The following is a 15,119-nucleotide window of genomic DNA, read 5'->3' on the forward strand; positions in this document are numbered from 1 at the left end:
TAGCGAAGAATTCATTATTACAGAATTTGATAGTACAACTTTTAACCAAAATGAAGGTCAATCAAATGAGTCAACTCTATGACATTCTAGCAGAAATCAAAAATCAACCCACGAAATATTTAAGACAAACTTCCCTGCCTCATCTGTTCATGTTTTTAAATGGCTACAAAATAGCAAAGCGAGATTTACGCATCTCAATCACTTCAGAAGAACAGGATTTTTATCGAGACTTTCAACCTTGGATTCAGAAAAAATTAAAAGTCAAAACCGTTAACTCTTGGGCAAACATCATTCAACTTTTCTGCATCAATGATAGAGAAGCCTTCAATTACTTTTTTGAACTACTTGCAGAATTTAACCAAGGAGAAAAGCCCTCAGAACCCCCCTCCCTCAAAGAATATGCCTGGAAAAATCCTCAAGCTACACCCTCAATTACAGCAGACAACAATTTTTATCAGCTTTTAGATAAAATCAAAAGTAGACCCGCCCTTTATCTTGGCAAGCGTTCTATCTTTAGTCTGCAAGCTTTTTTAGATGGTTACACTTGTGCCTGTCGCCAACTCGGAATTCCTGTTACTGAACAGGAACAAGAATTTGCCGAATTTCAAGACTGGATAGAAAACCAATTTAACCAGCAATCTACCCGGTCTTGGGCGCGAATTATCCTTTTTTATTCAGAAGATGAATCCCAAGCGCTTGATACATTTTTTCAGCTATTTGAAAATTTTTTACAGCGCGAATCCTCGCTTGATGCCGACACAATCTCTCGCCACCAGCCACCCCAAAAATGGTAATAAAAAGCAGCTAAATTCAATCCTTGAAAACTTATCCGAAGAAGCGCTTGCCCAACTTCGTGAATTTGCCGAATCTTTGCACCAACAAGAAAAAAGCCCAGTATAGAACCGCTTTGAGATCTTGAGGGCGATCGCTCGCTCGCAAGCAAGCAGTCGAGCGCCCCCAAAAGCTCTTTTTTGAGGTCGTTTTATCATTTGTGGTCGTCGTCAGAAATTGTCACCACAGTATAACTAATAATTTTTCGAGGCGGGTAACTTCATAATTGCGATCGTTATTTTCACTCTCGCAACTGAAATTATGACTTTTTTGCATATTTTATGAGCCGGAAGTCAAGGCTTGTTGCCTTGATAGCCGGAAGCTGACAATCCTGCTGAGGGAAAAATAACGATCGCGCAGATTCTCCTGCGATTGCTCGAGTGAGTTTCTTTCTCCCCATCATAAAGGGGGTAGCTGACCCGGATGTGGTATAATCAGAAGATTTCAGTGCCCAAGCCAAAAAGCGTTCTGTGTAATACAAAGCCAGTTGATTGCTCACACCATTAAAAACCGCATCAAAAGCGTGTTCAGCCCAAGGAATTTCGAGCATTACCGCACGATTGCCAGTGGCTCGTAATTGTTCGTAGAGAGAGCGTCCAAACTTGGCTTCAACTATATGGTCGCGACCTGCATAAACCAGTAGAGAAGGGGGAAGGTTGGGTTTAACATAATTGATGGGAGAAGCTTCAAGGTAAAGCTCTCTTAATTGGTCGGGGGTTCCTCCCAGAAAGTCACGCAGAATGGCTCGGACGTTTAGGGGGTCGGGAAAAGGTGGGTCATAATATCCCCGGAGCAGGTTATTTGGCCCGTAGTAATTCACTACTGCCCGAACTGGAACTGTAGTTGAACGATAAGCATAAAGTGATGCTAAATGGGCACCGGCTGACCTTCCCATCAGAGCAATTCTGTTAATATCAATTTCCCACTCATCGGCATGAGTTTTGATATACGACAGAGCGGCTTCTACGTCCTCCAACTGAGCTGGAAACCGATACTGGGGAGCGTGGCGGTAATCAATAGCTACTACGCAATAGCCCCTCGCTGCCATGTAGCGGCTAAATTCCTCATTGCTATTTGGACTGCCTCTTTGCCAAGCTCCTCCGTAGAGGATGACGATCGCCGGATATCTACCAATTTGCATCGGCCGGTAAACGTTTAGTTGCAGTTTCACTCCATCGGGGTTGGCAAATACAACGCCTTCAGAAATGCGAACTTCCCGGACGGGGATTCCCCGGAAGGCATCTGCTAGGATAAACGGTTGTTGTCGTCGCCCGGCCTGTTCAATTTGAGGAACGGCTGCTAAATAGTTTGTCCCCAAAACAGCTTGAACTTCGGCCGCGATCCGTGCATTGGCTGCGGGGAACTGTAGCAGGGGGATTAGGCTGAGGATCAGGGCAAGCAGGCTACAAACCAGGGATGTGTTGTAGAGCCAGCCTTGTTGTCGTCTGAAGATGGTTAGCAAAAGGGCGATCGCATTAATACCCACAAGCCAAGGGCTAATTTCTGGCGCTCCCACTGCCAAAGGAAACAGGGACAGTGTGGGCGCTGGTACGATGACCCAGAGGCTGAGAAATAATCCAACTGCACTCATAAAAGAAGGGATGAACAGCGAGACTAGAAACGATACCAATGAGACTAGCTTTTTGCCGTTATTTTTAGGTCGCACAGATTTTTTCCCAAAGCCAGATTTTTAACTATTACGCCTTGACATACTCCCCAGCTATCAAGGCGAGGGGATTCTAAGCTCAAACAGCAATTGCAGGCATAGCCTGTCTAACATCACCTAACTTAACGGTTGATGCCCCAACCGCACAAATATTTATTGCGGCGTTCTGGTCTCTGTCGTTCACGTTCTGACAGGACGAACATCGCCATTCACGAACTGACAAATCCAACTCTTTCAGAACGTGTCCACAATGCGAACAAGTCTTACTAGATGGATACCAACGGTCGATGAAAACTACTTGTTTTCCTTTCTTTGTGGCAACCCATTCGAGAATTTGGAGAAATTCGCCAAATGCAAGGTCTGAGATTTTACGTCCCCAAAGTCGTTGCATTCCTTTTAGATTCAACGTCTCAAAGCACAGCACGTCGAACTTATCAGTTAGTTCGTGAGCCAATTTCCAGAACCAATCAGAGCGACGATTTACTACGTCCTCGTACTTGCGAACTAGATTGAGTCTTGCTCTTTCTCGGTTCGCTGAGCCTTTCCGTTTTTTGGAATGGTGACGATTTGCTTTCTTAATAGCGTTGAGGGACTGTTTCAGAAATTGCGGTGATTCGATTTTCGTTCCATCTGAGCAGGTGAGAAACGTTTTTAAGCCGAAATCAAAGCCAGCGATTCTACTCGTCTCGACTTTGGTTTCAGGCTCTTCAACGCTGTCAACGACCACAACCATGAACAACTCTCCTAATGTCGTGCGTTTAATGGTTAACGTCTTAACTTTCCCTTCTATCTCTCTGGAATTCCAATACTGATAAACGCGATTCCCAATCTTAATTCGATTGCCGCCTAAGAATTTGTAGCCAGCTTGCTTGAGAGTGAACGATTTGTATCTGCGAACTTTCTTGAATCCGGGCGGTCTAACTCCTTTCTTGTGATGCTTAAAAAACAGTTGGTAGGCTTTCTCAATGCGTTGGCAGATATCCTGCACAGCTTGAGAGCCGACCGTTTGCCAGAACGCTTTACGCTTTCTCCGTTTGGCAATATGCGATTGAAGTTTTGCACAATTCAAATGCTTACCCCACATCCGGTAGTACCGTTTGTGAAGTGCGATGCAATGGTTATAAATCACCCCGGCGGCATTGATACTTCGCTTGAGGTGTCTATTCCGCTTGCTTTGATATAGCTTAAACTTCAATGTTTTCATGCTAACTATGATAACATAATAGGTAGCAATTGGGTAGCCAAATGGTCAGAGAAAGATTAAGTATTCGCATTGCCGTGAGTCGGCTAGAGAAGTTGCGGAGAATTGCCAAACAGAAAGAAAAAACAATGACCCAACTTGTAGAGGACTGGATTGATAAACTTAAAGAGGAAAAGCCATCCTAGAAGGACGGGGCTTTAGACCCAGTTTTTTCGGTAAGTCCCCACTAGAGTACACTTTAAACCCAAGCACCTACGAAACTGGTTTACAAAATCGCTATCCGACTCTCCTTAATCGGCGATCGATTTAGCTAACTTGTGATTAGTCAACTTCTTTGAGGGTCAAGCCTGCTACGAATGGATCGTGGAAGCGGGAGTCAACATCAGTAGCACTCCGGTGAGACCGGATTGGGGAAGAAAGCGCTGATCGAGCAAGCCGGATTGCGAAAAGGCTCCTGAGCGACTTGCGGTGATGAATGTTTGGCTCAACTTTGGCAAGAGGAGTCTAACTCGAAGTTGCGGGGGTTTTCCAGTACGCAAGAGCTGCTGAGCGGCTGATATTCATAACTTGAAAAGGGGCGAAAGTCATTATAGCATTGAGCAGTTATATTACACAGCAGGCGAAACTGGAGTGGTGTCGGCGGTAGATTGACTTGCTCTACGCGCACCTCTACTAAACTGGGATTCCTCAATAGAACTTCAAAAATCTCACTATTCAAATATCGCGGACAATACCCAACAATGTGGTGGTCTTCTGTATTTAAAGTCAATGCTTTAGAATCATAATGATTTTGAAATTCGTGAGCTAACCACAAATTTTCTCCAGGTTCTAAACAGTTAATTCGCTCAATCGCACATTGTGGCAAGTAGCGCAGTCCGTGCAAGAAAAAGTGAAGGCGATACCGCCCTTCTGAATCTGGTTCAGGAATGAGAAAAACAGTTAGAGTATCTGTTTCTCGCCGCCCACCGCTGCGGGCTAGCATGGCAATTGGATCGCTTTCATCTTGAGGAAGATTTAGCCAGTGAATAAAACTTGGGTAATCGGGGCGATTTTTCGGCATCAGCCGATTAACAAATACGGAAAATAAGTAGGTTGATGTATATACTTCACCTAAGCGCGGAAACGAGGGCAAGGGTTCAAAACCGCACTTCTGTTGAGCTTCTAAAACGCCTTGCGTGTAGGTAAATTGGTAGTTGGTTCCGTCAAATGTTAGCCTGCCAATGGGAAACCAGGAACGGCTGTTTGGATCTTGCCAAGCCAAAAAAAGCGTTGAGTGTGTTTTCACGGTAGCGTTTTCCTCAAGTTAAGCAGTCTGTGTTGATTGAATTCAAGAATTTTTTGGGCAAACTCGGCTGCAATCGGTGAGATACGAGTGTTAGGAATTCGATTAAAAATATCTAGTAGATTCGCCTTTGAGATACTTTCAAGTCGCTCAATCCATATATGCGCTGCATTCGGATAACAACGTGCAGCGCAGTCAAATACATCAAGAGTTTTGAGGGGCTTTTTGTCATCAACGTTGCCATAAAACGCTGAGAAACATTTGTTAGCATAAGCGTCTACTGAGCGTTTTTGCCTTTGTTCATCTGAGAGGTCGCGCCCCAGACTGGAAGCATGATCGTAACTGGGTGCTAGGTGTGCTGTTTTGGATGTAGGGGACGCTAGATTTACTGTTTCAGATGCAGTGGGTGCTAGATTTACTGTTTCGGATGTAGTAGGCACTGCCTTATTTCGGACGACACCCCAGTTTTCGTGGTGGCGATCGCCATTGCCTATCCACGCATCTAACAGGAGATAGCCGACAAACACTTCTACAGCTTTTTGGATGCCACTGGGTACTGTGCAACCAATAGGTAAATTCACAGATTCATCAGAGATAATTCTCAACACTAGATCAATTGTATGTTGTGACAGGTTGTAGGTTGCAAAGGTGGGGTAATTTGGCACGATGGGAGTAAGAAGTTCGTTACCGTGAACGAGGGTGCCACCGTTAGGCAAAAAGTAAGAAGAGACTACACCGAGATTCCCCTCACTCGTGGCGGCCAGTTCATAATTAGCATGAGGAATTCCCAGTAATTCGCACAATTCGGAGGCCACTTTTTCTGCCCAATCTTCGCCTAAATCAAGTCTTGCTTGTTTGTACAGGCAGCGGCCGAGTTCTGGGTGTTCAAACCAAAACTTATACTTGCTCCCCATTGCTTCCTGATTAGAGAGTTCGTAAGCTTGAGGGGTGACAATAATTATGGGGAATTCATCGGACATAAATTGGAGAACCTATTTCTTTCGCCGTACTCGCAGTTGACAAATATAGCAACCGCTTTCGTCGGTTAGAACACAAAGTCCGGTAGGGGTCATTTATGAACCCTACCTTGTGCTAAGAGGTGCACTCCTATTCCCTGAATATCGGGACTTTCAAGCCTTATTACATACCTCATCTATCTGAGAAAGGCTATAATGCAAGCATGACACAGAAAGCATTCAAGTACCGATTCTATCCAACTCCCGAGCAAGAAATCTTGCTGAGAAGAACAATGGGTTGCGCTCGATTAGTCTACAACCGTGCATTAGCCGCAAGGACAGAAGCATGGTATGAACATCAAGAGCGAGTCGGATACTCTGAAACTTCTACTATGTTGACTCAATGGAAAAAGCAAGAAGACTTGCAATTTCTAAATGAAGTTAGCTGTGTACCACTACAGCAAGGGTTGAGACATTTACAAACCGCCTTTACTAACTTTTTTGCAGGAAGGGCAAAATACCCCAATTTCAAGAAAAAACATCAAGGCGGTAATGCTGAATTTACTAAGTCTGCTTTCAAGTGGAAAGATGGCAAAGTATTTCTAGCAAAGTGTTCTCAACCCTTGGATATTCGGTGGAGTCGTCAACTTCCTTTATGTGCGGAGCCATCAACAATAACGGTGAAGCTCTCGCCCTCTGGACGGTGGACAGTTTCTTTACTGGTAGATGTTGAGATTGAAACATTGCCTGAATCTCCTAATCAGATTGGGTTGGATTTGGGTATTACTAGCTTGATTGCTTTGAGCAACGGTGAGAAGATCGCCAACCCCAAAACATTCAAGGCAAAACGACGTAAATTGCGTCAAGTACAAAAGGCTCTTAGCCGAAAGAAAAAGGGGTCTAATAACCGTCACAAAGCAAGGTTAAAAGTCGCTAAAGTTCACGCTGAAATTAGTGACGCTCGGTATGATTTTCTTCACAAATTGACAACTCGACTGGTTCGAGAAAACCAAAGGATTGCAGTCGAGAATTTGTCTGTGAAGAACCTGGTCAAAAACAGAAAGCTCTCTCTCTCGATTAGCGATGCTGCTTGGGGTGAAATTGTCAGGCAACTTGAATACAAGTGCGACTGGTATGGTCGTACCTTTGTCGAAATTGACCGATGGTTTCCTAGCTCTAAGCAGTGTGGGCATTGTGGTCACGTTGTTGAAAAGTTGCCGTTGAATATCAGAGAGTGGGATTGTCCTAAATGCAGTACACATCACGACAGAGATGTGAATGCTGCTAAAAATATTCTGGCCGCAGGGCTTGCGGTTAATGTCTGTGGAGCGACTGTAAGACCTTCCGAGAGTAAATCTCGGAAGGCTGGTGCTATGAAGCAGAAACCTAAGTCGTGAGTCTTAGGAATCACCGTGGGGTTGATTCCCGGTGAGGATGTCAATTTTCCAATCCCTCACCCACCAATGCTTCCAGTTCAGCTAACAGCTTCTCTAGTTTCTTTTGCTTTTTGGGGTCATCCCAAACCTTAGACTTTTTCACTCTGCCATAAGCTGCATCTACGCGACTTTTAAGCGATCGATCCGGTGCAGTCGCCGGACCTGTATTTTGGGCTTTTAAATCGGCAATGCGCTGTTTGATTTGGGTCAGAGAGAGGTCGAGAGCGATCGCCTCTTCTAGTAATTGCGAGCGCTCCGAGCTATCCTTAACTCGGGCGATCGATCTGGCTTTGGTATACTCAATCCGTCCTTTCCGCAGCGCTCCAATCACATCATCTGGCAGGTTCAGCAAGGGGAGGCGATTGGTTCGGAAACTCTCTGGAGTGTACTTCCCAACGAGTGCAAATATATCGATTACTATTTGCCAGTCCGAGCTGTGGATAACGTTATCCACAGCTCCGCGTTCTGGGTGCGCGGCCGCTCCGAGCAAAGCAATAACTGACGAGGAGGTAGAGTTTAATTTCATTGCCAACAATTGCAGAATCCCCTCGGTTTCCTCAATCGCATTCAAATCTTCCCGCTGCAAGTTCTCCAGCAGTGCAATTTGCAGAGCCTCTGTGTCTGTCAGTTCCCGAATCACGACAGGAACTTCAGTCAAGCCTAACGACGACGCGGCTCGATAGCGCCGTTCTCCGGCAACTAATTCGTACTTGTTGCCATCTATGGGGCGTACCAGGAGCGGTTGCAGAATCCCTAGCTGCTTGACTGACTCCACCAGTTCTTGCATAGCTGTCGGATCGAAATAGCGGCGCGGCTGCTGCTGGGGCAAGACAATTTTGTGTATTGAGACAAATTCGGATGCGGCATCTGCGCTGTCGCTGGTTCCTAATAGAGCCTCAACCCCTTTGATTTGATAAGGCTGACTGTCGCGCTTTTGATTCATGCCAGAGCTAAGAGTCCTTGTGCAATAGTATCGAGTACGGCGACGGCTGGATGTTTTGGATTGTACACGGCCAGAGGTACGTGTTGCTGTGACGCATCGGCAAAAGCCACAGTCCGAGGCACGGCGGGGTAAATCGCACCAATCTTCTCCAGAGAAGTAGTAATTGACTGCAAACTTTGAAAGGCCTGTACAGTACGGGTATCATACAGCGTCGGAATCACTCCAGCAATCTGCAATTTCCGATTAGCGCGTTTTCTGACGCGAGCAATGGTTTGCAACAGCAATTCGGTTCCTTTGAGAGCTTTATATTCAGTCTGAATTGGAATTAAGACGTGAGTGGAGGCAACTAGACTGATATAGGATAGGATGCCGAGCGAGGGAGGGCAGTCTATCAATATGAAGTCATAGTGCGAGCTAAGGGGGTCAATGACTTCTTTTAGCCGACTATCTCTCATGTCAGCCATTACCAGTTCCAGCTCTGCTCCGCTCAAATTAATATTAGAAGGGAGCAAGTCCATGTTGTGAAGGTTTTTGCGGAGCGCCGCGTCAGAACCGTTCATAATGGACTCGTAGACAGTCTCCTGTAACTCAGATGGCTCCAAGCCCATGAAGGTGGTAAGTGAGGCTTGGGGGTCCATATCTACTAACAAGACTTTTTGCGAACGCTTCGCCAAATGGTAGCCTAAATTCATTGTCAAACTGGTTTTGGAGACGCCGCCTGACTGGTTGAACAGCGCAATAATTTTGCTCATCTATTTTTAAGCACGCTCTAAAACGTGTTGATTAAACAATATTAGTGGACTGCGGCTTATTGTAGACTAATCCTAGAAAGAACTTTGAGAACCGCGTCTGATAACTAACTGCGATCGCAGTTAGCATTGAACAGAGATGTTGAGGGGAGCATCCCGATGCAAGCAAGTTGTCTCAAAAGACAACGGCAGTATAGGGCTTTCGAGGGATATCAGCGGTGTTTTTGCAAAATCGGGATACTCCCGATGTTGAGCGCAGTCCATACCCATAACTTGGATTTGGGTGGGGTTCATTTAAAGCTAGTGTTGAGTCAAATCGCTGATAATATCTAAGCTCATATTGTCAACTAATTTAGTCAGAGCCACAGCAATTTGCTTCTGCGACAGCGGAACTCGCTCAATCAACAGCCTTACCGCTTGCTCGTCTCCACAAGCGGCTGCTTTATAAAGCTTCTCAATCAACTCCCTCGGCAACACAGACAGCGACTCAGAAGTCAGTTGCACAACAGGCTCATCCTGTTCGGACTTCCTAGACGACTCCTCTTCATAGAAGATATAGCGAACTCCCAAATGAAGCGCCATCTTCTCGAAAATTACTGCCTCTCGGAACGGTTTGGCAACAAAGTCATCGAAGCCTTTCGACATGGCGAGTTCCTGAGTTTTAACAAAAGCATAGGCATCCTCAAATCCATCCAAATTAAATGCGGCTTGTACTTTCGCCACAACTTAACAGCCTCAATTCCGTTATCCGCAAACCGCACAACAAAACCAGCCGACTTCAATATCTGAGTTAACAGCAACCGATTTGCCGACTCATCGTCCGCTACCAGAATGCGATAATTTTGTTGGTTGGATGCCAACCCCTTCACTCGTTTTTGCGGCTGTCTGTCATAAATTTCGCTCTCAGTTGCATGACTGACTTTAATGTAAAAACTAAAAACCGTTCCTTTCCCCACAGAACTTTTGACCCTAATCTCACCACCCATCAGCTTCACAAAAGAGTTACTGATTGGCAATCCCAAACCCGTTCCCGTTTGCGATTTCCTGCCAGCAGAAGCTTGCACGAACGGCTTGAACAAACGGCTAACCTCGTCAGGGGCAATGCCTGGGCCTGTATCCTTCACTGAGAACTGGAGAAAGAATTTGGATAGCGGTTTTTTTGCCAGCAACTGAAGGCATTTTACAGTCAGCTTCACCCTACCCGTCTCAGCAAATTTAACAGCATTACCCAACAGATTAATCAAAACTTGGCGCAGCTTGCTTTCATCAGTTCGGACGTATTGCGGTACATCTGAACTGCGTTCAAAAACAAGTTGCAACCCTTTAGATTGAGTTTTGAGTTGGAACATCCCTTCTATGTCCGAAAGCAAACTGTACAGGTCAAAAGCATTTGATTCGAGGGTAATTTGACCAGCTTCAATCTTAGACAGCGACAAAATATCGTTGATTAGTTTCAACAAATGCTCGCCACTGCGATTGATAATATCTAAACTCGACTGCTGTTCCGGTGCAGTTTTTTTAGAGTTGACAAGGAGGTGGGCAAAGCCGATAATCGCATTCAGAGGCGTTCTCAATTCGTGGCTCATATTGGCCAGAAAGGTACTTTTAGCGCGATTGGCACTTTCGGCTGCAATTTTAGCTTGCTTTAGTTCCTTCGTTTTCTGTGCAACTTGCCGCTTTAAATCGCCAGAATATTCTTTTAACCGCTGGCGAGATGCTTTTAACTGGCAATTCATGCGCTCGAAAGCACGGGCTAGGGCTTCGAGTTCGGCAACGCCGCTACCTGAAACTGTTGAGTCGAAGTCGCCACCAGCTATCGCCTCTGTTGCCGAAATTAACCGCAGCAGCCGCTGTTCTATTCTTAGGGAAATAGACAGCAAAAGGCAGATAGAAAGAACCAAAGCCAGCAGCACGAGCAAAATAGTGTTGCGAGTATTGGCCTGAACTTTGCCCGTGAAGTCGGTTTCGGGTACAACTGCCACAATCAGCCAATTTAAGCCATTCGAGTTTTCAAAAGGTCTGACTTGCAGTAAGTATAGTGAGTTGCTGGCAGTAAAGTTAAGATTTTGGCTGCTGTTAATAGCAGCGAGGCTGCCATAATGTTTAAGCAAATACTCTGTGGAAAGCTGGATTATTTGTTGTTGCAGAGCTTGGGTGCGAACTCGCTGCTGGGAGTCAACAGAAATAGACGGTTTTGGTTCAGTTACCTCGTTCCGAGCAACTAAATGTCCCGAACGGTCTAAGATAAAGGCTTGACAGTTAGGGCTGATGTGGAAATCGTGCAAGTTGAATGTTGAGGTTGGGGTGGGAAAAGCAGAATTTGTTTTTTGTTGACGGAATATTGTTTTTGGAGAGTCTGACCCATTTCTTTTCCCATTTGGTTTGATTGTGACTCCGGCTGTTTGACTTGGGCGAAGTTGGTTCACCGAACCAGTTTGCATTTTATTATAATTCCCTTCTCCTTTCCCAACCCCAACCCGTTCTTTTAAGTAGCTGTCAAGGCGGTCAGAGATGCGGCTCGTTGCTTCTCCCAATAGCTGTGCAACTAAGTCATTCATTGTCTGCCGCCCTGTTTGAAAAGAAAGCCATCCTGTCAGACATAGTAAAGTCGAAATCAGGAGAGCGTTGGGGACTGTAAGCACAACGCGCAGCGGGAGGGCAGACTTTTTTTGAACTGAGCTTTTTGGGCTGAACATTGGTTAAAAAAAGGGAGTGGGGAATGAGGAAAAAAACGTTCTTCTTCAGAGGGGAGTAACACCAGAAGTAGAAGAGTTCTCCTCTTCTCACTCACCATCCCCGCTCGGTCTCGTTATGCTGTTTGACTAATTCCTATTAATAGTGCAGCCTCAAACCAATCTGAATCATTGACACTCCCCGCACTTTTAGGGCGGGGATTCTAACTTCATAGGGAGCGCGACCGCTTTACCCTCAGAAAGCATCTTGACCGTATGCCCTACGGCTGCAAGTCCTCTAATTAGAACTACTTGTGCGGCTGCTACATCTCTGTCTGTTGTGTAACCGCAGTGATGGCATAAGTGAACTCGTTCTGACAGCTCTTTCTTACCTGTTTCTGTGAGGCAATTAGGGCAAATCTGACTGGTTTTTTTGCTGTCTACTTTTAGGAAGAACACACCGCGCTTGTGACAGCATTGCTCTAATATTTGAAAGAATTGACCCCAGCCAGCATCTAAACAGTGCTTGCCTAAAATGCCACGTGCTAATCCTTTAAGGTTCAAATCTTCTACAAATATCATGCCTGCTCTGTTGCAGAGTTCATGAGCTACCAACCAGTGATAATTCTTTCTACTATTCGCAATTTGCTCATGCAGTTGACTTACTTTTGCTTGTACTTTTTTCCGGCTACTTGACCCCTTGACTTTTCGATTAACTTTTTTTTGCAGCAATTTAAGCTTGCGTTCAAGTTTCTTGAAAGGACGCAGATTTGGAATTAATTTACCATCAGAAACAGCAGCAAAATTCAAGATGCCAACATCGATCCCAATACCCTCACCATGAGGCATTATATCTGGTACATTGACGTTCCACTGTAGAGTAAGCATCACAAACCAACCACTAGAACGTTTAACAATCCGAGCTTGCTTAACTGCTGCGTCACTTGGAATGTCACGGGATTGACGGAATTTAACCCATCCAATTTTAGGTAAATTTACCATCCCTGCTTTTACTACCTGAGTGTTCAATTGTGGAAACACAAAAGAACGCATGGTTCCAGCCTTCTTAAACCGAGGAAAACCATGATTTTGTTCCCACATACTGACAAAAGCTTGCTCAAGACGTTTAAGTGTCTGTTGCAGAACGTGAACCTGTACAGATTTTAACGCCGGAATGTTTTGTCTCGCTACTGTGAGACTTTTGCATTGACTTGCGTAGGTTGGGCGCTTGGTTTCGATAGGTATAATGTATTCGGAACGAAGAGAGCAAACGCTAATTTGACAACTACGAGACTTAAACCAATCCTTGCGCTCTGCCAAAGCGTAGTTGTATACATGACGACATTGTTCAAGCCAATCTTCAAAGATCGTTACTTGTGCTGCTGTCGGTTTAAGTTTGAATTCGTAGGTTAAATTAAACACTTGCTTTACCTCCTATTTCTATTATACATTCCGTTTTTCTTGTGCAATGAGGCTCAGCTCGACAATCACAGACAAGTCTACTCCGGCTCGTGCAGCAGCATCGGCCGCCGATAGATTCTGATTTCTTACCAGAGCTAAAAATTGTCGCACGCTGTAGACTACTGGGTCGTTGGCTGCTGTGTAGCCTTTTTGAATGGCAATCAGCAATCCTTTTTCGACATCTGATGCTGCGGGGGCGCGACCTCTATCAACGTTCACAGTCGGCTCCATTCTCGGAGTTAGGGGAGCGATGCGAATTCCTAGGTGTTCTGGTTTTTTGTTGGCGGGAACGATGTTGAAGTTGTAAAGTCGCTGTTTCCCTTTTGAATCTACAGTTTTGATTGAGAGGTTGGTGATAGTAGCTGTGGTAGCTCCCGGAAAATTGAGCGCTTGAATGGGACGCAAGAAAACAGTTTTGGCTTTGCCGCTTGCCAATTGTGCGTCGGTGCTGAAAACTATTTTTGAGGGGTCGGCAATTAAAACGTAGGCGAGAGCTTCGTCGGTTGAGCTGAAGTCGATCGCACTTGCGCGACCGGGATAGACTAAAATATCGATCGCACTATTGACAGCAATATCTCGACCCACAGTTTGATAGCCTGTTACTGGGGATTGAGCAAAAGCACAGTCGGGGTAGCTTGCAGCGGCGAACACTGCTGTGAATAAAAGCCCTCCGAGGGAAAGCATTATTGGAGATTGGATGCGATTCGTCATGGCAGTTATCGGTTGATGTTGAGAAAATTGTTGACAGTAGAAACGGGGATTTTCTTTACTAATCGCCGCAGTCGCGTTGGGGCGACTTAACCGTTTACCAACGCCTCGGTCAACGGTAAATGTTGAGAAAGCTGTTAACAGTAATAGAAACGGGAGTTCCCTTGTTAACCACAGCTACATTAGGGCGGTTTAACAGTTCTTGGGTTGCTCTATTTGAGCGGCTTTCCATCCGTTTTGCTAGGGGGCTGAAGAAGCCATCGAGGACGGCTGACCAAATTTGGGGGTCTCGACTTTCAACGGTGGTTGTACTGCTCCCAAACCTACCGCTAATACTGCTAGAGCTCCTGACTTTAGGCTCTGCGAACACTTGACCGACTCGTCCAACTCCCGACAGCACTGCGGTGAGGATATCCTGTCCGGCAACATCGGAACCTGGGTCGAAGTAGCCTGAAGCAATCAACGGCCCTCCGCCCTCTCCTGCAATCAAAATTGCGCCTTCTGGAATGGGCTGCTGTTTAATCTGACCGGAACTATCAGAGTAGACGAGCGCCACAGCACTAGCTTGTACCATGCGATTGGTTTTGCTGACGGTGCTGGCTTTGGCAATGACAACCGTGCCCTTCCGAAAGGCAATAGAGCCATCAGTTGCCGTTACGTCGGCTGTGAGAGTGACGGCAAATTTGTCGTAAAGCTGTTTGCCTGAGCCTTCATCCCACAGCAGGGGAACCGAAACTATGCCGTTGGCTGTGGTTCCAAGGGGAACCTGAGCTGTTTGGGAGGTTGAGGAACTTTGGGGCGTGCGGTTGAGAATGCCTTTTGCCCCAGGGGAGTTTACTTGTTCCAGGGTTGGGGAATTTGTTAAAGCAGAAGCCTCTGGAGCAGTTTCGGGGGAAAGGGTTTGAAATTCTGTATCGGGCAAGGACGTTCGGCGAGCACTCAGTCGAGCCGCAGTCTCGATTGGGCTATCGGTAGAATCGGAACTTGTTTGGGGGGAAAGGGCAGCCGGAGTTAATTGGTTAGTGGGGTTTTGGGAGTTGTCGGTGGTTTCGAGGCTGTCCTCTCCTGCGGGAAACTCCGGGTGTAGCCTTTCCCCGGTGGCGTTATTTGGGCGGTTATAACCCACATTCCGCAGATGTGGGTCGGATTTTTTTATCAGTTGTGAAAACTTGGAAGCCAAACGCTTTTGGGCTGAAATTATGCAGTGTTAGCCT

The 15,119-nt window shown here is 45.9% G+C and carries 13 protein-coding genes; 2 read left to right on the forward strand and 11 right to left on the reverse strand.

Annotated elements, in window-relative coordinates; translation table 11 throughout:
• Positions 1-65: 65 nt before the first annotated feature.
• On the forward strand, positions 66-794 hold the full coding sequence (locus JGK20_RS00630) for a hypothetical protein (protein ID WP_293228869.1): 729 nt from the start codon (positions 66-68) through the stop codon (positions 792-794).
• Positions 795-1,090: 296 nt separating this feature from the next.
• On the opposite strand, the gene JGK20_RS00635 is transcribed toward JGK20_RS00630, so the two are convergent.
• The 4 genes from JGK20_RS00635 to JGK20_RS00650 form a co-directional block, all read right to left on the reverse strand.
• Positions 1,091-2,422 carry an alpha/beta hydrolase gene (locus tag JGK20_RS00635; RefSeq protein WP_293228872.1) on the reverse strand — a complete coding sequence of 444 codons (1,332 nt, stop codon included), beginning with the start codon at positions 2,420-2,422 and terminating at the stop codon, positions 1,091-1,093.
• A 154-nt stretch (positions 2,423-2,576) separates the two neighbouring features.
• Complete coding sequence (locus JGK20_RS00640; protein ID WP_293228875.1) at positions 2,577-3,701, reverse strand: RNA-guided endonuclease TnpB family protein; 1,125 nt, start codon at positions 3,699-3,701, stop codon at positions 2,577-2,579.
• Between the two features lie 481 nt (positions 3,702-4,182).
• Positions 4,183-4,983 carry an HIRAN domain-containing protein gene (locus tag JGK20_RS00645; RefSeq protein WP_293228878.1) on the reverse strand — a complete coding sequence of 267 codons (801 nt, stop codon included), beginning with the start codon at positions 4,981-4,983 and terminating at the stop codon, positions 4,183-4,185.
• Positions 4,980-5,960 (reverse strand): hypothetical protein, encoded by a 981-nt coding sequence (locus JGK20_RS00650; protein WP_293228881.1) that lies wholly within the window; start codon positions 5,958-5,960, stop codon positions 4,980-4,982. The genes JGK20_RS00645 and JGK20_RS00650 overlap by 4 nt, the downstream gene beginning before the upstream one ends.
• A 200-nt stretch (positions 5,961-6,160) precedes the next feature.
• Between JGK20_RS00650 and JGK20_RS00655 the strand changes: the two genes are divergently transcribed.
• A complete protein-coding gene (locus JGK20_RS00655; RefSeq protein ID WP_293228883.1) occupies positions 6,161-7,333 on the forward strand; it encodes an RNA-guided endonuclease TnpB family protein in 1,173 nt (390 codons plus the stop codon).
• 40 nt (positions 7,334-7,373) lie between these two features.
• Here JGK20_RS00655 and JGK20_RS00660 read toward each other — a convergent pair whose 3' ends face one another.
• The 7 genes from JGK20_RS00660 to JGK20_RS00690 all read right to left on the reverse strand — a co-directional run bounded on the left by JGK20_RS00660 (position 7,374) and on the right by JGK20_RS00690 (position 15,031).
• Positions 7,374-8,315 (reverse strand): ParB/RepB/Spo0J family partition protein, encoded by a 942-nt coding sequence (locus JGK20_RS00660; RefSeq protein WP_293228885.1) that lies wholly within the window; start codon positions 8,313-8,315, stop codon positions 7,374-7,376.
• The gene (locus tag JGK20_RS00665) at positions 8,312-9,067 is read right to left on the reverse strand and encodes an AAA family ATPase (protein WP_293228887.1); all 756 of its coding nucleotides are present in this window, start codon (positions 9,065-9,067) and stop codon (positions 8,312-8,314) included. The genes JGK20_RS00660 and JGK20_RS00665 overlap by 4 nt, the downstream gene beginning before the upstream one ends.
• Positions 9,068-9,364: 297 nt before the next feature.
• The gene (locus tag JGK20_RS00670) at positions 9,365-9,709 is read right to left on the reverse strand and encodes a hypothetical protein (RefSeq protein ID WP_293228889.1); all 345 of its coding nucleotides are present in this window, start codon (positions 9,707-9,709) and stop codon (positions 9,365-9,367) included.
• Complete coding sequence (locus JGK20_RS00675) at positions 9,658-11,622, reverse strand: ATP-binding protein (protein ID WP_293228891.1); 1,965 nt, start codon at positions 11,620-11,622, stop codon at positions 9,658-9,660. The genes JGK20_RS00670 and JGK20_RS00675 overlap by 52 nt, the downstream gene beginning before the upstream one ends.
• A gap of 324 nt (positions 11,623-11,946) precedes the next feature.
• Positions 11,947-13,158, reverse strand: a complete 1,212-nt coding sequence (locus tag JGK20_RS00680) for a transposase (protein WP_293228893.1) — start codon at positions 13,156-13,158, stop codon at positions 11,947-11,949.
• A 21-nt stretch (positions 13,159-13,179) separates the two neighbouring features.
• Positions 13,180-13,908, reverse strand: a complete 729-nt coding sequence (locus JGK20_RS00685) for a hypothetical protein (protein WP_293228895.1) — start codon at positions 13,906-13,908, stop codon at positions 13,180-13,182.
• A gap of 109 nt (positions 13,909-14,017) precedes the next feature.
• On the reverse strand, positions 14,018-15,031 hold the full coding sequence (locus JGK20_RS00690) for a hypothetical protein (RefSeq protein WP_293228897.1): 1,014 nt from the start codon (positions 15,029-15,031) through the stop codon (positions 14,018-14,020).
• Positions 15,032-15,119: the final 88 nt, after the last annotated feature.

Source organism: Microcoleus sp. PH2017_05_CCC_O_A (genome assembly GCF_020738785.1).
Lineage (GTDB): Bacteria > Cyanobacteriota > Cyanobacteriia > Cyanobacteriales > Microcoleaceae > Microcoleus.

Bases quoted from the DNA above. Each gene is read 5' to 3' on its own strand.
- JGK20_RS00635 (WP_293228872.1), bottom strand. From the start codon at position 2,422: ATGAGTGCAGTTGGATTATTTCTCAGCCTCTGGGTCATCGTACCAGCG.
- JGK20_RS00640 (WP_293228875.1), bottom strand. From the start codon at position 3,701: ATGAAAACATTGAAGTTTAAGCTATATCAAAGCAAGCGGAATAGACAC.
- JGK20_RS00650 (WP_293228881.1), bottom strand. From the start codon at position 5,960: ATGTCCGATGAATTCCCCATAATTATTGTCACCCCTCAAGCTTACGAA.
- JGK20_RS00665 (WP_293228887.1), bottom strand. From the start codon at position 9,067: ATGAGCAAAATTATTGCGCTGTTCAACCAGTCAGGCGGCGTCTCCAAA.
- JGK20_RS00675 (WP_293228891.1), bottom strand. From the start codon at position 11,622: ATGAATGACTTAGTTGCACAGCTATTGGGAGAAGCAACGAGCCGCATC.
- JGK20_RS00660 (WP_293228885.1), bottom strand. From the start codon at position 8,315: ATGAATCAAAAGCGCGACAGTCAGCCTTATCAAATCAAAGGGGTTGAG.
- JGK20_RS00655 (WP_293228883.1), top strand. From the start codon at position 6,161: ATGACACAGAAAGCATTCAAGTACCGATTCTATCCAACTCCCGAGCAA.
- JGK20_RS00685 (WP_293228895.1), bottom strand. From the start codon at position 13,908: ATGACGAATCGCATCCAATCTCCAATAATGCTTTCCCTCGGAGGGCTT.
- JGK20_RS00670 (WP_293228889.1), bottom strand. From the start codon at position 9,709: ATGTCGAAAGGCTTCGATGACTTTGTTGCCAAACCGTTCCGAGAGGCA.
- JGK20_RS00630 (WP_293228869.1), top strand. From the start codon at position 66: ATGAGTCAACTCTATGACATTCTAGCAGAAATCAAAAATCAACCCACG.